Below are 20035 nucleotides of genomic sequence, written 5' to 3'. Positions count from 1 at the left end.
CGTGTTCAAGAACTTCTGGTACGCCGTCGAGTTCAGCTCGGACGTGAAGCCGGGCGAGCCGAAGAAGGTCAAGCTCCTCGGCCAGCAGCTCGTGCTGTACCGCAAGAACAGCGACAACTCGATCGTCGCCATGTCCGACCTCTGCGTGCACCGCGGCGCCGCGCTGTCGGACGGCGAGGTCAAGGGCGACTGCATCGTGTGCCCGTACCACGGCTGGGAGTACAAGCCGGACGGCGCCGTGCAGAAGATCCCCGCGCACCCCGACAAGGGCATCCCGCGCAAGGCGCGCGTCGACTCCTACCCGGTCGTCGAGAAGTACTCCTTCGTGTGGATCTTCATGGGCGACATCCCGGAGGAGGAGCGGCCGCCGATCCCGGACTGGTCCGACATCGACGACACCGAGACCTACCGCGCCGTCAACGGCTCCTTCCTGTGGAAGTCGAACTACGAGCGGATCCTCGAGAACGGCGTGGACGTCGCGCACACGCCGTTCGTGCACGGCGGCGTCTTCGGCAACAAGGAGAAGCCCGAGGTCCCCGAGTTCAAGATCGACAGCTCCGAGTGGCACTGCACCGTGTCGGTCGAGCTGCACCCGCCCCGGTCCAAGGGCATCTGGGGCGTCATCAACCCCAACAAGCAGAAGGACCTCAAGGAGCGCCCGCCGGTCCCGGTCTCCACCACCTGGTGGCTGCCGAACCTGCTGCTGCTGCACGTCCGCACGCCCATGGGCGACATGAAGATCTTCGACGTCAACGTGCCGATCGACGAGGAGACCACCCTGGTCAAGTTCGTCGCGCTGCGCACGTTCTTCAAGGGCAAGTGGGCCGACCGCGACGCGCGCCGCCGCGTCTTCAAGGTGCTCTACGAGGACCAGGTCATCGTGGACGCCGTCCGTCCCGAGCTGCTGCCGTTCGACCTCTCCGACGAGCTGCACGTCAAGAGCGACTACAACGCGGTGCTCTACCGGCGCCGCCGCCAGGAGCTCATCGACGCCGGCTGGAGCGTCGAGGGCAACACCATCGTCGGCGAGGGTCCGGCGCGGGTCGAGGCGCGGGTCATCCCGTCGCCCATCCGCAAGGAGGTCCCCGAGCTCGCGAGCGCGTGGAACTTCAAGGAGGTCCGCAGCAAGGAGATCCTCCGCGGCAACACCGAGCGCGTCGCGCGTGGCGACGTACCCCGCACCGACGGGGCCACCGAGAGCAAGTCGACGATCGAGGAGATCAAGGCATGACCGACGTGACGACCAGCCTGCCGGGCACCCTGTGCCACGGCACGCTCGACACCCTCGTCGAGCGGGGCAACCTCACCGAGGTCACCGGCCCCGACGGCGCGCCGTACCTCCCGCTGACCACGGCGGCCTTCGGTGAGCCGATGAGCGTCGGCGAGGCGCGGGTCTTCACCGGCGACCGGATCGCGAAGGCCGTGTACGTCGGCATCGTGGTCCCGCAGATCCAGATGGACAGCCACATGGTGTTCGCCTTCACCTCGGCGGACAGCCCGGTCCCGCACTTCACCCTGGACTCGGTGCACGCCGGTGGCTACCACGCCTTCCACCTGGACCTGATCCAGCGCGTCGACGCCGGCACCCACATGGCCTACAACGACTGGGCGCACCGGCCGCTGACCGAGACCTTCGAGGCCGTCCGCAGCAACCCGGGCTACACCAAGGCCGCGCTCGAGCCGCGCCAGCTGACCGTGATGTCGTCGTGGATGCTCGCCTTCCGCGCGACCGAGGAGGCCTTCAAGCAGCTCGACGCCCCGGTGGCGTCGTACCTCGACCACTGGTTCTCCCTGCTCGAGGGCGAGGTGCCCGGCGACGTGCTCGCGGACATCGCCGACACCGACCTCGCCGTGCGGGACGCCCGCAACCGCGGCCTGCTGTTCAACCCGGACGTCGACAAGGTCTGGGCGCAGATCTCCCGCCTGCTCACCGAGCCGGTCGCCGAGCAGATCCGGCTCCTCCTGGTCGACAACGAGCTGCCCGCATGAGCGCGACGAGCGAGGCCGTCGCCGAGGTCGAGACCAGCGAGTGGCAGAAGCGCATCGAGGGGGAGTGGCACGGCATCCCCGGGCTCTTCGACGCCCAGGGCAACCACGTCGGCTTCGAGTCGATCGCCCGCGCCAGTGAGGTGACCGCCGAGGGCGCGCGGTACTGGATGGACTCCAAGCTGTCCGGTGCCGGTCCGCTGCGCAACCGCTTCGAGCTGGGTGCCCAGTTCGACTTCGGCGTCGTCGACTCCGACGAGAACCGCGTCTACACCGGTCCAGACTTCTACGGCACCGGCCAGCCGTACGGGCTGTTCGTCGACGCGCACTACTACTCCCCGGGCTGGCAGGCCGACCTGCGCACCTGGAACCAGGTGCTCGCCGACGGCGAGACCCAGGTCTACTCCTCGGTGCTGCACGACGGCTGGTCGGTCTGCGCGGTGTTCAACGGCGTCTACAAGCGCACGACGGACCGCGAGACCAACCCGGCGACCCAGCAGTACGTCGACGAGTGGCGTGCGCTCGAGGTCGAGCGCGGCCCGAAGCCCCAGGTGCTCCCCACCAAGGAGGCCGGCGCCTGGACCGGCACCCTGTTCCTGAACGGGGCCGACCAGACGACCGAGGGCGAGGTCCGGGTCCGGATCGACCACGACCCCACGTCGCTGCGCTCGGCGCGCCAGACCGTGACCTGGGAGGGCGGTCTGGAGCGGCGCTACACCTTCGACCGCTACCGCGACGGCGCGCGCACGATGTACGAGGGCCCGGAGGTCTTCGGGAACGCGACGTCGTACGGCCGGGCGCTCTTCACCAGCCAGCACCTCGTCGGCGCCGACCACACCGGCGTGGAGAAGATCCGGGGCCGCGAGTTCCTGATCGACCCCACCACCCGTGAGCTCGCCGTCGTCTGGCAGCTGTTCACCGGCGACACCACCACGCACTACGTGCACGGCTCGCTGGCGTGGGAGCCACGATGACGGGCGCTGCCTCGGGCCGCGTCGTCGTCGTCACCGGCGGCACCCGCGGGATCGGCCTCGGCCTCGCGCGGGAGTTCCTGGCCCGTGGTGCGCGCGTCGTCATCTGCGGACGCTCCGACGCCGCGGTGCGCGACGGCCTCGCCTCGCTCGCGGCCGGCGACCGAGCCACCGGCCTCGCGACCGATGTGACCGACCGGGCCTCGGTCCAGGCGCTGTGGGACCACGCGGTGGCCACCTTCGGCCGGGTCGACGTGTGGGTGAACAACGCGGGCATCTCCGCGCCGAAGCGCTCCCTCGTCGACACCGACCAGTCGATCGTCGAGAACGTCTTCGCCGTCAACCTCACCGGGTCGCACAACGGCTGCGCTGTCGCCGCGCGCGGCATGGCCGCGCAGAGCGGTGGCGGCTGGGTGTGGAACATGGAGGGCTTCGGCTCCGACGGCCGCGTCCAGGAGGGCATCGGCGTGTACGGCTCGTCCAAGCGGGCGCTGCGCTACCTCACCGAGGCGCTGGTCAAGGAGCACAAGGACAGCCCGGTCAAGATCGGCTTCCTCTCGCCCGGCATCGTGCTGACCGACCTGCTCGTCGGCGACTACGACGGCGACCCCGAGGCCTTCGCGAAGGCCAAGAAGGTCTTCAACATCCTCGGTGACACCGTGGAGACGGTGACGCCGTACCTCGCCGAGCGGGTGCTCGGTGCCCAGAAGAACGGCGCCCGCGTGGCGTGGCTGACCAACGGCAAGGCGGCCCGCCGCTTCATGACGGCGAGCTTCAAGAAGCGCGATCTCTTCGCCGCACAGGGGGCATGATGCTGGCAGCTGCGGAGATCGACGTCTGCACCGAGTACAACGTGGCGCTGGCCATCGAGGACTTCGTCCCGGTCGTGCTGGCCGGAATCGCGTTCTGGGTCCTGGCCCAGGCGGTCCGCGCCCAGGTGCCGCGCGCCTACCCGGTCGCCCTGATCGGTGGCGCACTGGTCACCGTCGGCGGCCTGTGCAAGGCGACCTGGAAGATCCTGGTGGCCACGGGCTGCTGGGAGTACCCGATCCTGGAGAACCTCCTCTTCCCCTGCATCGCCACCGGCTTCTCCCTGACGGCGTGGGCGGCGATGTGCGTGCTGCGCGGGCGCGAGGTCACTCCGTGGCCGTTCGTCGCGTTCCCGCTCGGGGCCGGCCTCGGCGCGGGCTGGATGAGCTGGTCGGCCGGCGAGTACAAGAACTGGCCGCTCCTGATCGCCGCGGCCGTGGCCGCCTGCGTGATGGCGGTCTGCCTGGCGATCATCGCCTTCCGGGCCAAGAAGACCTCGGTCGGCGTCCTGTTCGTGATCTACACGATCGGCACCAACGTCCTGCCGCCGCTGGCCGCACAGCCCAACCAGTCGCTCGAGAACCAGTGGGCCGCCCAGCTCACCAACTCGGCGGTCCAGCTCTGCTTCCTGCTCGGCGCCCTCTGGCTGCGTGAGTACACGCGGACGCCGGCGAGCACCGAGCCCGTCGACGACCAGACGGGAGTGCCCGCGTGAGCGGCATCGACCGGCTCGGCTACCGCCGCAAGTTCGGCGTGATCGCCCCGAGCACGAACACGATCGTCCAGCCCGAGTTCGACATGATGCGGGTCCCCGGCGTCACCTCGCACTACGGACGCATCTTCATCCCCGACGGCCGCATCGCGACCGACGAGGGGATGGAGAACCTGCTCGTGCAGATCCGGGCCAACATGGACGACTGCGTGCGCAGCCTGATGACCATGCAGCCCGACTACATGGTCATGGGCATGAGCGCCGAGACCTTCTGGGACGGCGTCGAGGGCAACCGCCAGTTCGTCAAGCAGATCCAGGACCTGACCGGCGGCCTCGGTGTCGCCACCGGCGCCGAGGGCTGCGAGCGGGCGCTGAAGCTGTACGGCGCCAAGAAGATCGCCGTGGTCACGCCGTACACGCCGATCGGCGACGCGAACGTCCGCAAGTTCTTCACCGAGCTCGGCTTCGAGGTCGGCCAGATCAAGGGCCTGTGCGTGAACAGCGCGGTCGAGATCGCACAGGTCACCGAGCGCACGCTGCGCGAGTCGCTGATCGAGATCAACGACTCCGACGTCGACGCGATCGTCCAGTGCGGCACCAACCTGTGCATGACCGAGCTCGCCGACGAGGCCGAGCGCTGGCTCGACAAGCCGGTGATCGCCATCAACGCCGCGACCTGGTGGATGGCGCTGCGTGAGAACGGCATCGAGGACAAGCTGCACGGCTACGGCTCGCTGCTCCGCGACCACTGACCGCCGGTCTAGGCTGCTCACGTGTACGTCGCCCTCTGGCGCCTGCTCCCCGGGCCGACCTGGCTGAAGGTCGTCCAGGCCGTCGCCCTCCTCGCCCTCGTCTGCTGGGTGCTGCTCGGCTGGGTCTTCCCAGCCGTCGAGCCCCACCTCCCCTTCGACAAGATCACCGTGGGGGAGTAGCACCCGCCGCCCCCTCCCGCCGAGTCGGCAGAAGTTGCCCGTCGAGTCGGCAGTAGTTGCTGCCGACTCGACGTTCTGCTTGAGGGCGACCGCGCCGGCAGGCTGTGGGTCGACCTCGATGGTCCGCGTGTGCGCAACAGGTCAGCCATCGTGGGCGGCGGCGGTGTTCGGCGTGCAGGTTCTGCCGACTCGGCGTGCAGGTTCTGCCGACTCGGCGCGCAAGTTCTGCCGACTCGACCTGCAACTCCTGCCGACTCGGCGGGCAGGTTCTGCCGACTCGGGGGGTGGGGGAGGGGTCAGGCGAGCTCGGCCGGGGGGCCGGCGTCGGCGGCGCGGCGCTCCACGAGCTGGGCGCCGACGACGAGCCGCTCGGAGGAGCTCCAGCGGGGGTGGCAGGTCACCAGGGTCATGGTGCGCTGCTTCGCCTTCTCGCCGGGGTGGCCGGCGACGGGGGCGAGGACCTCGGTGGCGCTCGGGCTGAGGATGCGGACCCAGGTGACGTCGTACACGAGCCAGCCGTCGACGGTCTCGACGACGATGGGGTCGCCCTCCTTCAACCGGTCGAGGTCGGCGAAGGGCTCGCCGTGGGTGGCCCGGTGGCCGGCGACGGCGAAGTTGCCGACCTCGCCGGGGAGCGCGGTCTCGGGGAAGTGGCCCGGGCCACGGCTGAGGTCCTCGTCGTCGACGCCCTCGACCACGACCCAGTCCCAGTCGCCGAGCGCCGGGATGTGCAGGATGCCGAGGCCCTCGCCCGAGCTCGGGGCAGCGGGCTTTCTGGCCCCGTCCCGCCCCGACTTCTGCTGGGCCTGGAAGTCGTCACGCAGGTCGTCCTGCGCCGCCGCCGTCCGGTGGTTCGTCCACACCAGCAGGTAGAAGACGAAGATCGCCAGCACCAGGCCGGCCGTGACGGCCAGCTCGGCGGCTGCCCGAATGGTGATCCGTGTCACCGAAGTCCACACTTTGCCCACTCGATGAATATATCATCGCAGGATCGCCACTTGGGGCGACCGAGCGGAGGTTGTGGATGAGGTCCGTCGTACGCGCACTCGCGGCGATGTCAGTGGTCGCGGCGGCGGCGTCGTACGGCGTGGTCGTCGTCGGTCCGGCTGCTGCGGTCGCGTCGCCCGCGGGCGGTTGCTGGACCCACGAGCCGGCCTCCGGCTCGGACCCGGGCAGCGACATCTCGACGGCTCTCGAACCCTGGACGACCGTGCCCGACGGCGGCTTCAGCCTGGCGACCGGGGGAGCCACGGTCGCGGGTGGCACCCGTACGGCGACGGCGACGATCGCCAGCGGACCCGTGATCTCGGAGACCGACGACGTCACGGGTGTCGCCTCCTTCTACTTCTCCGTCGACGACGAGCCGCTCGACGAGCCGGTCGAGGTCGAGTTCGAGACCGAGGCCGGTGACCCGGTCGAGGAGCTGCTCGCCGAGGCCGAGGTCCCGATCACCGCCGCGGGCACCTACCGCGTGCGCCTGGAGTCGGTCGACTTCGACGTCCCGGCCGAGTCGTTCCGGGTGACCTGCAACGGGCAGGACGCCGGCGCGCCCGGCGGCATCAACCCGGTCACCACGCCGGAGCCCACCGACCTCCTCGCGGACTTCACGGCCGTCGCCACGAGCTCGGCTGCGATCACCGCGATCGCCGACCAGGCCGTCCTGAACACCGCTCGCCCGGGCGACACGGTCACCGTCGAGCTCGCGGGGCTGGCCTCGTCCACCTCGACCTCCGTGAAGCTGTGCGGCGAAGGCGGAGCCTGTGCGGCCGCCGGCAACGTCGAGACCGAGCCCGACGGCACGGCCACGGCCACGGTCACCGTGCCGGGCGGCGCCCCGGTGGGCGCCGGGTTGCTGCGCGCCAGCGACGGCGTCACCGAGGTCAGTACGCCGTTGGCGGTGCTCGGTGTCCAGATCGTCGCCGCGGACGAGAAGCTCGGTGAGGACTCCACCACCGTCACCCTCACGGGCACGGGCTGGGACCCGAACCGCCCCGTGACGATCCGCGGGTACGCCGGGCCCAGCAGTTCCGCCGCGACGACGGACGACCCGGCGCTCACCGCTGCGGTCAGCGCCACCGGCACCTTCGCCGCGGAGTACGAGGTGTCGGACCCGGTCACGAAGTCGGTCATCGTCGACCAGGCGCGCACGAGCAGCCACATCGGCTCGGTGTACCTGATCTCAGGCGTCATCGGGGGCGGCGCTCCCGTCGACCCCCCGGCCGACGGGGACGAGCCGGAGGCCCCCATCGACGACCCGTTGGACCCGGGTGGTCAGGCCCCCGGCTCGGGTGGCACGGGCACCGGCACCGATACCGGCTCGACCCCGGATGCCGGGGTCACGCCGCCCGCCGACATCCCGATCCCCGGGGACGTCCCCGTCATCGTGCCCACCCCGGGGGCGCCGGTCGTCGACGCCACCGAGGACCTGGCGGTCTCGGAGGTCCGCCTCGACGGACACGCCACCCTCGCCGAGCTGTTCGGCGGCTCTCCGGAGCGGGACCTCATCTTCCTGGTCGAGAACGTCGGCGCGCAGGCCGTGGTCGACCCCGTGGTCCGGGTCTCGGTCGGTCGCTCCGACGACGTGGAGCCGCAGCCGGTCGCCGCCGAGATCGGCGACCTCCCGCCCGGCGGCCGGGAGGTGGTGAGCGTCCCGCTCGAGCTGCCGATGGCGGCGTTCGGCACGTACCAGGTCGTCGGCCAGATCGGCGACACCGACGCCGGCGCGTTCGCGCTGGAGTGGTCGACGTACCCGTGGGGTCTCTTCGCGCTCAACGCGGTCGCCCTCGCCCTGCTCGCCTGGGGGGTGCAGCGCCGCCTGGGGCTGCGCCGAGAGTCGAACGCGGCCGCCCTCGACCTGCCCGAGAACGGCGAGGCGGTCGTCGACCTGACCGCTGCCGACGCGTGGTGGGCCTACCGCAACGGCACCGGGACGCGCCCGAAGGCGCCGGGGACGACGGTGACGGTCGGGGCGCTCTCGGACCCGGTGCTGCTGCCGCCGCCCGCGGATTCCCTGGACTCCGGCGACGCGGTCGTGGACCTCGATGCCGCCGAGTCGTGGTGGCAGAGATCGGCCGCGAAGAAGCCTCCCCGTGCTTCTTAATATCGTATATTCTTCACCGAACTTTCCCGAGCCAGTTACCGACCGAGCGGAGTGACGTCACAGGTGCAGACCACGAGGAGATGGACCCGGGACCGGTCCGCGCTACTGCGCGTCGGAGCGGTCGGGGCCGGCCTGGCGCTCATGCTCGCCGGTTGCGGCACGCTGATGCCGGGCGGGAACACCACCGGCTCGGACGGTCGCCCGGCGGTCGCGGCGGGCAACGGACCCGGCGTGACCGAGGACTCCGTCAAGGTCGTCTTCGTCGCTGTCGACCTGGACGCCGTCCAGAAGATGACGGGCTTCCAGACGGCGCCCGTGGGTGACCAGAAGAAGCAGATCCAGGCGCTCGAGGACTGGGTCAACGACAACGGCGGCCTGGGCGGCAAGAAGATGGAAGCGGTCTTCCGCATCTACGACGCCCAGTCCGACTCGCCGGCTGCCGAGGAGCAGCTGTGCAACAAGATCACCCAGGACGACAAGGCGTTCGCGGTCGTGATGACCGGGCAGTACCAGACCAACGCCCGGCCCTGCTACGCCGACCGCCAGGTCCTGGTCCTCGACGCGTCGCTCTACGCGATGAACGAGGAGTTCCTCGAGCAGTACTCGCCGTTCCTGTGGACCGCGAGCTTCCCGGAGTACGACACGTTCGTCCGCTCCTACGTCAAGGTGCTCGACGAGCAGGACTTCTTCGACGGCAGCAAGGTCGGCGTCGTCGCCTCGGACTCCCCGATCAACCGCAAGACGATCGAGGACCTCGCGCTGCCCCTGCTCAAGGACGTCGGCGTCGAGCCCGAGGTGGCCTGGGTCGACACGACCGACACCAGCACCCTGCTGCAGGGCCTCGACCAGGCGGGCGTGACCTTCCGCAGCAAGGGTGTCGAGCGGGTCATGTTCCTCGGCGGCTCGCGGATGGCCTCGGTCTTCGCCACCGTGGCCGGGTCCCAGGAGGGCTTCGCGCCGAAGTACGCGATCTCCAGCTTCGACAACCCGTCGTTCTTCGTGAACAACCCGACGACGATCCCCGAGGGGACGACCGACGGCATGGTCGGCATCGGCTTCCACCCGCCCCAGGACGTGCCGGACAGCCAGCTGAAGTTCCCGACCGGCGAGGCCGAGACCTCGTGCATCGACATGTACGCCGCCGCCGGGATCAAGTTCGAGAGCCGCGAGTCGGCCCGGGTCGCGCTGCCGTACTGCGACGCCACCCGCCTGCTCAAGCTGGGCGCGGACGGCAACAGCGGCGACCTGAACGCCGCGACCTGGGCCGAGGCGGTCGACCGCGACGGCTCGCAGTTCCAGTCCGCGTCGGGTGCGGGCAACGCACTGGGCGACGGTGGCCGGGCGGCCATCGGCTCCTACCGCGTGCTGCGGTTCGACGAGGCGACCGGCAACTTCGTCTACGAAGGACCCGAGGTCCCGTTCGATGACAAGTGACCTGAACGACTCCGGGACCGGGACAGGGAGCGCTCCGGCGCTCGCCTGTTCCGGCATCCGGGCCTCCTACGGCCCGGTCCAGGTGCTGTTCGACGCCGGTCTCGTGGTCGAGCAGGGCGAGATGGTCGCCCTGCTCGGACCCAACGGCGTCGGGAAGAGCACCCTGCTGAAGGTCATCGGCGGCCTGCTGCGTCCCGATGCCGGCACGGTCAGCCTCGGCGGGGTCGACGTCACGTCCCTCGCGACCCGCAAGCGGGTCGGCATGGGGTTGTGCCAGGTCGTCGGCCAGGCCACCTTCCCCTCCCTCAGCGTCACCGAGAACCTGTCGATGCACGGCTACACCAGCGGCGACCGGAAGTGGACCAAGGAGGCCGTCGAGGCGGCGCTCGCGGTCTTCCCGCGCCTGCACGCCCGCCGGGACCAGCCCGCCTCGACCCTCTCCGGAGGCGAGCGCCAGATGCTCGCCCTGGCCAAGTCGATCGTCTCGGAGCCCAAGGTGCTCGTCATCGACGAGTTCTCCCTGGGCCTGGCTCCGGTCGTGGTGGGCGGCCTGATGGAGCTGGTCCGCAGACTCAATGAACGGGGGAGCGCCATCCTGCTCGTCGAGCAGTCGGTCAACGTTGCGCTCTCGCTCGTGGACCGCGTCTACATGATGGAGAAGGGCGAGATCATCGCCGAGGAGTCCGCGGCCACGCTGGCCGCCGATCCCGAGCGGGTCCGCACCCTGATGCTCGGTGGGCACGCGGCGGTGACGGCATGAGCGGCTTCGACTTCGGCGTCGACCGGTTGGTCATCGGCCTCTTCACCGGCCTGACCTACGGCCTGCTCGCCGTCGGCCTGGTGCTGGTCTACCGCTCCAGCCGCTTCGTGAACTTCGCGCACGGCTCGGTCGGCGCGTTCGGCGCCTCGCTCCTCGCGCTCTTCGTCGTCGACTGGGGCGCGCCGTACTGGTTCGCCTTCGTGATCGCGATCGTCCTGGCCGCGCTGCTGTCGGGGCTGATCGAGGTCGTCGTCGTCCGGCGCCTGGCCGGCCGGCCGAGCCTGGTCGGCATGATCGCGACCCTCGGGCTCTCGCAGCTGATCCTGGTGATGTCGCTGCTCATCAACAGCGACGGCGTCAGCGGCTTCACCTTCCCGAAGCCCACCCAGCTGCCGACCTTCGAGATCCAGTCGCTGCCGATCGGGACGCCGTACGTCGCGATGCTGGTGCTGGCTCCGGTGCTGCTGGCCGGGCTCGGCTGGTTCCTGCGCCACCACCGGATGGGGATCGCCATCCGGGCGGCGGCGGACGACCCGGACACCGCGCGCCTCGAGGGCATCCCGGCCACCTGGATGGCGACCCTTGCGTGGACGATCGCCGGCGGCATCGCGGCGTTCTCGGCCATCCTCGTGACCCCCACGACCGCCGGTTCCGGCATGGAGGGCCTCGGCCCGGACCTGCTGCTGAAGGGTCTCGCCGGCGCCGTCATCGCGCGGATGTCGTCGATCCCGATCGCCATCGCGGCCTCGCTGGGCATCGGCGTGATCGAGCAGCTGCTGCTGTCGAACCCCAACACCCGTGGCCTGGTCACGGTCGTGATCGCCCTGATCATCGTGACCGCCCTGCTGCGCCAGCCGCAGCTCGGCCGTGCCGGCTCGGACAAGGGCCGGTGGCGCCGGGTGGTGCTCGCGCCGTTGCCCGACGCCTACCGCAACGTCCGCAGCATCGTGTGGCTGCCCCGCGTGGGTGTCGCCGTCGGCATCGCCGTCTCGGTCGGCCTCGCCTACGTCATCAGCAACGACACCGCGTCGGTGCTCACCCTGGTCTGCGGCTACACGCTCGTCGGGCTCAGCGTCGGACTGCTCACGGGCGTCTCGGGACAGCTCTCGCTCGGCCAGTTCGCCTACGCCGGCATCGCCGCGGCGGCCTCGGTGCACGTCGTCGACTCCACCGGCAACTTCCTCTTCGGCCTGCTGTGCGGTGTCCTCTCCGCGGCACTCGCCTCGGCCCTGGTCGGCATCCCGGCCATGAAGCTGCGCGGACTGGCGCTCGCGGTCTCGACGCTGGCCTTCGCGCTGGCGACGTCGACGTGGCTGCTGCGTCAGGACCTGTTCCTCGGCGACGGCGTCTCGCCGGCCAAGCCGACCTGGTGGAACTACCCCCTGTCGTTCGCCGTCGACTACTACCTGTTCGCCCTGCTCGCGCTGTGCATCGGCGTGTGGGTCACCAACAACCTGCGCCACGGCGGCTTCGGCCGGATGCTCCAGGCGCTGCGTGACAACGAGGACGCCGCGCGGGCCTTCACCGTCGGCCACCGGATGCGGATGATCCAGCTGTACGCCGTCTCCGGCGCGCTCGCCGGCCTCGGCGGCATCGTCGTGGGCCACGGTCAGTCGCAGCTGACGGTCAACTCGTTCCCGGCCGACGCCAGCATCGACGTCGTCGCCCTGACCGTCGTCGGCGGTCTGACCGTCACCCTCGGCCCCCTCATCGGCGCGCTGCTGATCGTGGGTCTGCCCGCGCTCATCGGCATGGGCATGGTCGGCCAGGCGGCGCTCGCCGTGGGCTGGCTGCTCGTGGTGATCTTCCTGCCCGACGGTCTGGGCGGGGTGCTGGTCCGCGGTCGCGACGCCCTGTACGACGCGCTCGCGCGACGCCACGGCCTCGACCCGCTGCGCGAGCGGCACGGCGTGGTCGACCTGACCGGTCAGGTCTCGTCCCCGCTGCACGAGCGACCGCGGCTGGAGGGACTGGTGCCCCGGGTGCCCGTCGAGGCGCGGAGCGCGGGATCGATCCTCGCCGTCGACGGCGTCGGCCGGCGCTTCGGGGGCGTCGTCGCGGTCGACCACGTGTCGTTCCAGGTCGCGCCGGGGGAGATCCTCGGTGTCATCGGCCCCAACGGCGCCGGCAAGACGACCTGCTTCGAGATCGTGGCCGGCTTCACGAAGCCGGACCGGGGTCGCGTCGTGTTCGACGGCATGGACGTCACCAACGCCAGCCCGGAGGAGCGGGCGCAGGAGGGCCTGGTCCGGTCCTTCCAGGACGCCGCGCTGTTCCCGACCCTCAGCGTCCGCGAGACGCTGATGGTCGCCCAGGAGCGGGCCGAGCCGACCCGGCTGTGGACCTCGGCGCTCGGCGTCGCCTCCGCGGAGAAGGACAAGGCGCTGGCCGCCGACGAGGTCCTGGAGCGGATGCGCCTGACCCGCTACGCCCGCCACGCCGTCGGCGACCTGTCGACCGGCACCCGGCGCGTGGTCGAGCTGGCCTGCCTGCTCACCCTGCAGCCGCGCGTGCTGCTGCTCGACGAGCCGTCGGCCGGCATCGCGCAGAGCGAGAGCGACGCCCTGGGCGACCTGCTGCTCTCGATCCGCGAGGAGCTCGGCACGACCATGGTCGTCATCGAGCACGACCTCCCGCTGCTGTCGCGGCTGTCCGACCGGATGCTCGCGATGAACCTCGGGCGCGTGATCGCGACCGGCAGCCCCGACGAGGTCCGCAACGACCCCGCGGTCGTGACGTCGTACCTCGGCGCCGACCAGGCCGCCATCCACCGCTCCGGGCTGCGGCTCGCGAGCGACCACGGGGCCATCACCCCCGATCCGTTGACCGACCCGATCCAGCCCGTGACGAGCCGATGAACAACCTTGAGGAGATCGTCGTGAAGAGACGAATGACCATCCTGACCCGATCGCTGGTCGCGGTGGCCGCCCTGGCCGTGGTGCTGGTGACGGCGCCCCCGAGCTTCGCGGCGCCGACCCTGACCGTGAGCGCGTCGCAGAACCTGCAGGACGGCCAGACCGTGACGATCTCCGGGGCCGGCTTCGAGGCGGGCCTGAAGGGCATCGCGATCGGGCAGTGTCGCGAGGGGTACGTCGGTCCGGGCGACTGCAACCTGCAGGGCGGCGCGAAGTTCCGCGACGCGGACGGCAGCGGCAACGTCGCCTCCTTCGACATCGTCGTCAAGGAGAAGTTCGGCGCGGTCGACTGCACCAAGGAGACCTGTGTCATCGCCGCCGGTCCGCTGCCGGGTGCCGCCGACGACGCGACCGTCAAGGCCAACACCTACGTGATCAAGATGAGCTTCGGTGCCGCGCCGGCGGCCGAGCCGACGCCGAGCGCCCAGCCGAGTGTCGCCGCGACGACGGCCGCTACGCCGACGACCGGCGACACGCTGCCGAAGACCGGTGCCGGTGACTCCGTCCCGGTGCTGCTGCTCGGCGCGACCGCGCTGCTCGCCGCCGGTGCCGGCGTGATGCTGCTGGTGCCGGGCCGCCGGCGGGCCGAGGCCAACCGATGACGGCGCGCACCAGATTCGGTCGGCTCCGGCACCCGCTCGCCGCGCTCCTGGCCGTCGGCGGTGTCGTCGTCGGCTCGGTGGCCGCGATGGGCGGCTCCGCGCCGGCCTCCGCGGCCCCCGGTGACCTGGTCGGCACGACGGTCTTCAGCTGCGTCGTGACGCCCGACGGCTCCGCCGGCTATCCCGCATTCGCCTACAACGGGCAGATCACGCTCACGGCCGGCCGGGAGACCGGGTCGTCCACCGTCGGCGTGGTCGCGAAGGTGTCGGACATGTCGCCGGTCGCCCCGGTGGACATGGACGACCTGGCGTTCACCAACGAGCTCTCCCTCGAGATCGACGGGACGCCGGTGAAGCTCCAGGGGAGCGGTCGCGTCACGGCTCCGGCGGACACGTCGTTCGCAATGCCGGACCTGCAGGGCACGTTCGAGTCGACGGAGGACGCGGTCGACGTCGAGGTGACCGGCTTCGGCTTCGTGATGGCGTACTCGCCGACCTTCAACTTCACCGGCGTCTGCTCGGTGACGAGCGGGGCGGCGCTCGGCACGCTCACCCTGACCGAGGGCTCGGTCCCGACGATCCCCGTGAAGCCGACGGTGACCACCACGGTGACCGCCACCGTGACTCCGTCCCCCTCCGGCTCCGCGGGTGATGGCAACGGCTCCAAGTCCGGGAAGCCGGCCAGCGGGAAGGTCACGCTGACCTGCATGCTGATGCCGTTCAACAGCGAGTTCTCCTACCCCGGGACGATCAGTGTCTCGGGCTACCGGGAGAGCGCCGGTGACCCGGTCTCGCTGACGGCGAAGATGGCCGACATCCCCGGCATCTCCATCGTCCCGATCGACGGCGTCATGGACGTCACCCTCGGCGTCCAGGTCGGCGGCGAGAAGACCACGCTGAAGGCGTCCACCCAGGCCAAGGCCCCGGCGAAGTCGCCGGTCGCGGTGCCGCCGCTGAAGGGCGAGGTCGAGGTCGACGGTGACGAGCTGGAGGTCAAGGTCAACACCTTCACCTTCAACTTCCCGGCCGACAGCGTCTCGGCGGACTGCACGGCGCCCGGTGGCGGGACCACGCTGGGCAAGATGACCGTCGGCAGCGAGGCCGCGGAGGACGACGACGAGGACACCCCGCCGGCCACCACCGACCCCGGCACGAGCACCAGCTCCGGCGGCACGCTGCCGAAGACCGGCGGCGGTGACTCGCTGCCCGTCGTCGCCCTGTGGGCGCTCGCGCTGACCCTGCTGGGTGCGGCCGGCCTGCTCTGCGTCCCGCAGGTGGCGCGCAAGAAGAGCTGAACCTGACGCTCACACCGAGAGAGCCCCCCGCGACCAGGTCGCGGGGGGCTCCCTCGTACTTCCGGGACTAGCCGTTCGCCGCCGACAGGGCGGCGGCGTCGTACGACCGGCTCGCGGTGAAGCCGCTCGCCGCCAGACGCGCGACCGAGATCGGCTTCTGGGGCGAGGCGATCTCGTCGCGGTAGGTCAGGGCCGGGAGGCCCTGGGCCGCGGAGAGCGCGTCGAAGATCGCCGCGTTGGTCGGCGGCACCTCGGCGTGGGTGAGGTTGTGCAGGCCGGTGATGCGGTGCTCGAGCGCGTGCACGACCGCGTCCGCGGCGTCCTCCACCGCGAGGCGGTAGAAGAGCGCCTCGCTGCTGAACGGCACGGAGCCGCCGAGGTACTGGTGGGCCATCGCCACCTTCGCCTCGACCGGCGGGTCGCCGGCGCCGAAGATGTCCCCGCACCGGAAGACGCAGGTGCGGTCGCCGGCGCGGTCGAGGTAGACCTTCTCCATCGCCAGGAACATCGTCGGGCTCGGGTCGGTCGAGTCCGTGACCGCTCCGTCCTCGGTGACCTCGGCGTCCTGGTCCTGGGCGTTGCCGTAGACCGAGGTCGACGACAACGCCACGAGGTACGGCGCGTCGCCGGAGGTGGTCGCCCCGGTGACCGACTCGGCCGTCTCGACCAGGATCTCGCGGTAGGTCACCGCGCGTTCCTCGGGCGTCATCGAGCTCTGCGCATTCGGCCCGGCGGCGACGACGACCGCGTCGCGGCCCTCGAGCGCGGCGCGCACGGCGTCCCGGTCACTGCCCCGCAGGACGAGGACCTCGTCGAACTTCTCCCGCAGCCCCTCGACCTTGCCAGGGGTCGTGGTGGTCGCCGCGACCTCGTGGCCCAGCTCGCGCAGCCGGGCGCCCGCGAGGGTGCCGACGAGGCCGGCCCCGATCACGAGGACCTTCATGCGCGGTCCGCCAGCTCGCGGATCTGGCCGAGGCCCGCGCGGGTCGCCACGAGCTCCTCGACGCGCTCGGCGCCGAGGAACTTCTTGGACAGCTCGTTCATCGGGTCCATGGTGTAGCCCAGGGTGCGGACCTGGTGGTCGCGCTCGCGGAGCGCCGCGCGCTCCTCGACCGGCACCGGCTGCGCCTCGCGCACCCAGCCCAGCCAGGTGTCGACCCGCTCGCGGACCGACTCGCGCAGCACCTCGACGGCCTCCTCGTCGCTGCAGGTGGCCATGTAGGAGTTGGCGACGGGGGAGTTGAAGGCACGCATGTAGGTGCCGTGGCTGACCGACCACAGGAAGCGGTCGTCGCCGCGCAGCTTCAGCCACGAGGCGTTCTGCGGCTCGAAGTAGCGGTTGAGGTAGTCGACGTCGACCATCGGGTCGCGCCGGGGGACCAGGTCGCTGAAGTGGAACACGTTGGGGACGGTCCCGAACACGATGACCAGGTGCGGCACGTCGATGTGCGGCCCCAGCCACACCTGGAGGTTCATGTCCAGGATGGATGCCTTGCGGTTGCCGATCCAGGAGTGCACGAGCCACTCCACGCCCTCGTCGGGGTCGCCGACGTACGGGTGGAGCGAACCCTCGTAGCCGCCGTCCTCGCTGGTCCAGTAGTCCAGCCCGGCGCCCGAGGCGTGCGGCTGCACGTCCAGCTCGGCGGTGATCTTGTCCTTGGCCTCGCTCAGGATGCCCCACAGGGCGGCCCAGAGCTCGGAGCGGTCGACGTCCGGAGCCTCGGCGAGGAACTCGTGGATCGTCTTGGTCTGTGTGCTGCTCGTCATGACCCCATGCTACGGATATATGATCTACGTTGTCACTGCATCTGCGGTGGAACCGGAGGAGAGCGCCGTGATCGTCGTCGTCAGCCAGGCCTGGACCAAGCCGGGCGAGGAGCACGCCTCGGCGTACATCTCGCTCTCCGAGGAGTTCGGCCGTTTCTTCCGTGACCACCCCGGCTACCGCGGCCGTCGGCTGGTCCGGGGCGTCGAGGATCGCACGCACTTCACCCACCTGCGCTACTTCGACTCGGTGGCGGACTACGAGTCGTGCACGGAGCACCCGGAGTACCAGGACCACCTGCTCGCGATGTACGAGCACCTGCGGCCCTACGAGTCCTACCCGCGCGAGTACCTCGAGGTCGTGCTCGACGAGCCCGGGCACCTGCCCTCGTGAGCACCTTCGTCCTCGTCCACGGCGCCTTCCGCGGCGGCTGGGCGTGGCGACGGGTGCGCCCCCGGCTGATCGCGGCCGGGCACGACGTGTACGCCCCGACGCTGGACGGCGACGCGGCCGGCCTGGCGACGTGGGTGGACCAGGTCGTCAGGCTCCTGGAGTCCGAGGACCTCCTCGACGTGGTGCTCGTGGGGCACAGCCAGGGCGGCGTGGTGGTCCGCGAGGTCGCCCTGCGCGTCCCCGGCCGGCTGCGCCGGATGGTCTACCTCGACGCCGCGGTGCCCGACCCCGGCGAGCGCGCCGTCGACGTCGCGCCCGCCCCGCCGGACGACGCCCTGCTGCCGCCCCGCGACACGCTGATCCCGCCGCGTCCCCTGAGCGCAGGCGGTGATCTCGACGAGGCCACGACCGCCTGGCTCAACGAGCGGCTGGTCCCCACTCCGTTCGCGCCGTCCCTCGATCGGGCGTCCACCGACGAGCCGACCGTGCCTGCGTCGTACGTCTTCTTCGCGGACACGCCGGCGGCGTACCCGAGTGAGACCACCCGGGCGCGCCTCGACGCGCGCGGCACGCCGTACGACGTCCTCGACGGCGGGCACGACGGCCCGCTGACCCGCCCCGACGTGGTCGCCGACCTCCTGCTGCGATCCGCAGCGCCGCGCCTGGTGGTCGGCGCTCCCATCCACCCCGCGACCCCGACGAGAGGAACGCCGTGAGTCTCCGCGACCGGAGGGACTTCCTGGCCCGCTCCGCGCTCTATGTGCCCGGCAACGACGAGGCCAAGCTCGAGCGCATCCTGGAGCGCGGCGCCGACGAGATCATCATCGACCTCGAGGACGCCGTCGCGCCCAAGGAGAAGGACCGGGCACGGGACATCACCCGGATCTGGCTGCACGACCTGCCGGTGCTCGACAGCGTGGGCGTGTGGGTGCGGGTCAACCCGGGCCAGCTCCGCGAGGCGGACGTGCGGGCGATGGCCGGGGCGCCGGCGCTCACCGGGTTCGTGGTCGCCAAGACCGAGAACGTCGACGAGCTGCACGACCTCGACCGGTTGCTCGCCTCCGTCGGCTCGACCGCCGGCGTCGTCCCGCTGCTGGAGAGTGCGCGCGCCGTGCTGAGGGCGAGCGACATCGCCCTCGCCCCGCGGGTCCGCCGGCTCCAGGTCGGGGAGGCCGACCTGCGGGCCGACGTCGGCATCACCGCCGGCCCCGACGAGCGCGAGCTCCTCTACACGCGCTCCCACGTCGTCCTGGCCTCGGCCGCCGCCGGCATCAGGCCACCGATCGCGCCGGTGTCCACGAACTTCCGCGATCTCGACGCCTTCCGGGCCTCGACGGTCGAGCTCGCCCGGCTCGGCTTCGTCGGCCGTGCCTGCATCCACCCGGGGCAGGTGGCCGTGGCCAACGAGGTCTTCACGCCCGCGACCGACGAGGTCGAGGCGGCGCGACGGCTGGTCGGCCGTTGGGAGTTCGCCGGGGCCGGTGTCGCCGTCGACGACGACGGCCGCTTCGTCGACGAGGCCGTGGTGCGCCAGGCCCGGCTGGTCCTGGCGCGGGCCAGGAAGTAGCGGGCTCGCTGCTTCCTGCGGGCTGGGACGGCGGACGGAACGTCGAATTAACAGGGACGTTCCCGAAAACCCTCGGCAAACGCGGAGATATCGTATATCTTCGCGTGAGATGTAGACCACATCGGTGGCGGTGTGGTCGATCCGAGGAGGATTAATGCGTTTACGCAAGCTCGCTGGCCTGATGGTCGGCGCCGTGACGGCAGGTGTCGTGTCCCTGCCCGCACTGGCCGCGCCGGCACAGGCCGCGCCGTCGACCGAGACGGCGACCCAGGCGCTGTCCTGCACGTTCAACTCGTTCTCGATCGACTACGACGCGGACCTGACCGCGTCGGTCGACGGCACCGCGGTGACCGCTTCGCTCGCGGAGCAGTTCACGCCGGGCATGCCGGCGTTCGTGACGGTCTCGAAGCTGAAGCTCGACCTGGCCACCACGATCGACGGTGAGGCGGTGACCCTGACCGGGACCGACACCTACTCGCCGGCGCGCGCGGGCAACACGTCGTTCGACATCCCCGCCCTCAGTGGCACCCGCACCGGTACGGCGGACCCCGAGACCGTCGAGATCACGGGCGCGACGTTCACCATCACCGCGATGGGGAACGACAGCACGGTGCCCTGCGTGACGGTGGCGCCGGAGCCGACCGAGCTGACCGGGACGCAGGCCCTGTCCTGTGCCTACCAGAGCTTCACGATCAACTACGCCGCGGACCTGACCGCGTCGGTCGACGGCACCGCCGTCACCGGTGTGCTCGCCGAGGCGTTCACGCCGGGCATGCCCGCGTTCGTGACGGTC

Annotated in this window: 20 protein-coding genes; 17 read left to right on the top strand and 3 right to left on the bottom strand. The window is 71.0% G+C overall.

Annotation, left to right across the window (positions count from 1 at the left end; translation table 11 throughout):
- Position 1 precedes the first annotated feature (1 nt).
- From VMF51_RS05220 to VMF51_RS05190, 7 genes are read left to right on the top strand one after another with little or no spacing between them, the layout of a single operon-like run.
- On the top strand, positions 2-1231 hold the full coding sequence (locus tag VMF51_RS05220) for an aromatic ring-hydroxylating dioxygenase subunit alpha (RefSeq protein WP_325473348.1): 1230 nt from the start codon (positions 2-4) through the stop codon (positions 1229-1231).
- Positions 1228-1989 (top strand): hypothetical protein, encoded by a 762-nt coding sequence (locus VMF51_RS05215; RefSeq protein WP_325473347.1) that lies wholly within the window; start codon positions 1228-1230, stop codon positions 1987-1989. The genes VMF51_RS05220 and VMF51_RS05215 overlap by 4 nt, the downstream gene beginning before the upstream one ends.
- Positions 1986-2960 carry a hypothetical protein gene (locus tag VMF51_RS05210; protein ID WP_325473346.1) on the top strand — a complete coding sequence of 325 codons (975 nt, stop codon included), beginning with the start codon at positions 1986-1988 and terminating at the stop codon, positions 2958-2960. The genes VMF51_RS05215 and VMF51_RS05210 overlap by 4 nt, the downstream gene beginning before the upstream one ends.
- Positions 2957-3769: an SDR family oxidoreductase gene (locus VMF51_RS05205; protein WP_325473345.1), complete on the top strand. Its 813-nt coding sequence runs from the start codon at positions 2957-2959 to the stop codon at positions 3767-3769. The genes VMF51_RS05210 and VMF51_RS05205 overlap by 4 nt, the downstream gene beginning before the upstream one ends.
- Positions 3766-4482 (top strand): hypothetical protein, encoded by a 717-nt coding sequence (locus VMF51_RS05200; protein WP_325473344.1) that lies wholly within the window; start codon positions 3766-3768, stop codon positions 4480-4482. The genes VMF51_RS05205 and VMF51_RS05200 overlap by 4 nt, the downstream gene beginning before the upstream one ends.
- Complete coding sequence (locus tag VMF51_RS05195) at positions 4479-5231, top strand: hypothetical protein (protein ID WP_325473343.1); 753 nt, start codon at positions 4479-4481, stop codon at positions 5229-5231. Before VMF51_RS05200 ends, VMF51_RS05195 begins: the two co-directional genes overlap by 4 nt.
- A 21-nt stretch (positions 5232-5252) precedes the next feature.
- The gene (locus VMF51_RS05190; protein WP_325473342.1) at positions 5253-5411 is read left to right on the top strand and encodes a hypothetical protein; all 159 of its coding nucleotides are present in this window, start codon (positions 5253-5255) and stop codon (positions 5409-5411) included.
- 296 nt (positions 5412-5707) lie between these two features.
- Here the strand turns inward: VMF51_RS05190 and VMF51_RS05185 are convergent, their stop codons facing one another.
- A complete protein-coding gene (locus VMF51_RS05185; protein ID WP_325473341.1) occupies positions 5708-6358 on the bottom strand; it encodes a class E sortase in 651 nt (216 codons plus the stop codon).
- A gap of 77 nt (positions 6359-6435) precedes the next feature.
- Between VMF51_RS05185 and VMF51_RS05180 the strand changes: the two genes are divergently transcribed.
- From VMF51_RS05180 to VMF51_RS05155, 6 genes are read left to right on the top strand one after another with little or no spacing between them, the layout of a single operon-like run.
- Positions 6436-8511, top strand: coding sequence for a hypothetical protein (locus VMF51_RS05180; protein WP_325473340.1), 2076 nt, complete (start codon positions 6436-6438; stop codon positions 8509-8511).
- A 51-nt stretch (positions 8512-8562) separates the two neighbouring features.
- On the top strand, positions 8563-9945 hold the full coding sequence (locus tag VMF51_RS05175) for an ABC transporter substrate-binding protein (protein ID WP_325473339.1): 1383 nt from the start codon (positions 8563-8565) through the stop codon (positions 9943-9945).
- Entirely contained in the window at positions 9935-10705 is a 771-nt protein-coding gene (locus VMF51_RS05170) for an ABC transporter ATP-binding protein (protein WP_325473338.1), read from the top strand. The genes VMF51_RS05175 and VMF51_RS05170 overlap by 11 nt, the downstream gene beginning before the upstream one ends.
- Entirely contained in the window at positions 10702-13563 is a 2862-nt protein-coding gene (locus VMF51_RS05165; RefSeq protein ID WP_325473337.1) for an ABC transporter permease subunit, read from the top strand. The genes VMF51_RS05170 and VMF51_RS05165 overlap by 4 nt, the downstream gene beginning before the upstream one ends.
- 20 nt (positions 13564-13583) lie before the next feature.
- The gene (locus VMF51_RS05160) at positions 13584-14222 is read left to right on the top strand and encodes a neocarzinostatin apoprotein domain-containing protein (protein WP_325473336.1); all 639 of its coding nucleotides are present in this window, start codon (positions 13584-13586) and stop codon (positions 14220-14222) included.
- Entirely contained in the window at positions 14219-15517 is a 1299-nt protein-coding gene (locus VMF51_RS05155; protein WP_325473335.1) for a hypothetical protein, read from the top strand. The genes VMF51_RS05160 and VMF51_RS05155 overlap by 4 nt, the downstream gene beginning before the upstream one ends.
- A gap of 67 nt (positions 15518-15584) precedes the next feature.
- Here VMF51_RS05155 and VMF51_RS05150 read toward each other — a convergent pair whose 3' ends face one another.
- Positions 15585-16460 carry an NAD-dependent epimerase/dehydratase family protein gene (locus VMF51_RS05150; protein WP_325473334.1) on the bottom strand — a complete coding sequence of 292 codons (876 nt, stop codon included), beginning with the start codon at positions 16458-16460 and terminating at the stop codon, positions 15585-15587.
- Positions 16457-17284: a hypothetical protein gene (locus tag VMF51_RS05145; RefSeq protein WP_325473333.1), complete on the bottom strand. Its 828-nt coding sequence runs from the start codon at positions 17282-17284 to the stop codon at positions 16457-16459. The genes VMF51_RS05150 and VMF51_RS05145 overlap by 4 nt, the downstream gene beginning before the upstream one ends.
- 67 nt (positions 17285-17351) lie before the next feature.
- On the opposite strand from VMF51_RS05145, the gene VMF51_RS05140 reads away from it, so the two are divergent.
- The 4 genes from VMF51_RS05140 to VMF51_RS05125 all read left to right on the top strand — a co-directional run.
- Positions 17352-17675 carry an antibiotic biosynthesis monooxygenase gene (locus VMF51_RS05140; protein ID WP_325473332.1) on the top strand — a complete coding sequence of 108 codons (324 nt, stop codon included), beginning with the start codon at positions 17352-17354 and terminating at the stop codon, positions 17673-17675.
- Positions 17672-18391, top strand: coding sequence for an alpha/beta fold hydrolase (locus VMF51_RS05135; protein WP_325473331.1), 720 nt, complete (start codon positions 17672-17674; stop codon positions 18389-18391). Before VMF51_RS05140 ends, VMF51_RS05135 begins: the two co-directional genes overlap by 4 nt.
- Complete coding sequence (locus VMF51_RS05130) at positions 18388-19242, top strand: CoA ester lyase (RefSeq protein ID WP_325473330.1); 855 nt, start codon at positions 18388-18390, stop codon at positions 19240-19242. Before VMF51_RS05135 ends, VMF51_RS05130 begins: the two co-directional genes overlap by 4 nt.
- A 154-nt stretch (positions 19243-19396) precedes the next feature.
- On the top strand, positions 19397-20035 hold a 639-nt coding region (locus VMF51_RS05125; protein ID WP_325473329.1), incomplete at its 3' end, for a hypothetical protein.

The organism is Nocardioides sp. (assembly GCF_035503875.1).
Classification (GTDB): Bacteria; Actinomycetota; Actinomycetes; order Propionibacteriales; family Nocardioidaceae; genus Nocardioides.
The sequence above is the reverse complement of the archived record's forward strand: the minus strand, read 5'-3'. Positions and strand labels throughout refer to the sequence as shown.

Coding starts and splice junctions, on each gene's coding strand:
- VMF51_RS05205 (WP_325473345.1), top strand. CDS start 2,957: ATGACGGGCGCTGCCTCGGGCCGCGTCGTCGTCGTCACCGGCGGCACC.
- VMF51_RS05215 (WP_325473347.1), top strand. CDS start 1,228: ATGACCGACGTGACGACCAGCCTGCCGGGCACCCTGTGCCACGGCACG.
- VMF51_RS05200 (WP_325473344.1), top strand. CDS start 3,766: ATGATGCTGGCAGCTGCGGAGATCGACGTCTGCACCGAGTACAACGTG.
- VMF51_RS05150 (WP_325473334.1), bottom strand. CDS start 16,460: ATGAAGGTCCTCGTGATCGGGGCCGGCCTCGTCGGCACCCTCGCGGGC.
- VMF51_RS05170 (WP_325473338.1), top strand. CDS start 9,935: ATGACAAGTGACCTGAACGACTCCGGGACCGGGACAGGGAGCGCTCCG.
- VMF51_RS05180 (WP_325473340.1), top strand. CDS start 6,436: ATGAGGTCCGTCGTACGCGCACTCGCGGCGATGTCAGTGGTCGCGGCG.
- VMF51_RS05145 (WP_325473333.1), bottom strand. CDS start 17,284: ATGACGAGCAGCACACAGACCAAGACGATCCACGAGTTCCTCGCCGAG.
- VMF51_RS05155 (WP_325473335.1), top strand. CDS start 14,219: ATGACGGCGCGCACCAGATTCGGTCGGCTCCGGCACCCGCTCGCCGCG.
- VMF51_RS05165 (WP_325473337.1), top strand. CDS start 10,702: ATGAGCGGCTTCGACTTCGGCGTCGACCGGTTGGTCATCGGCCTCTTC.
- VMF51_RS05210 (WP_325473346.1), top strand. CDS start 1,986: ATGAGCGCGACGAGCGAGGCCGTCGCCGAGGTCGAGACCAGCGAGTGG.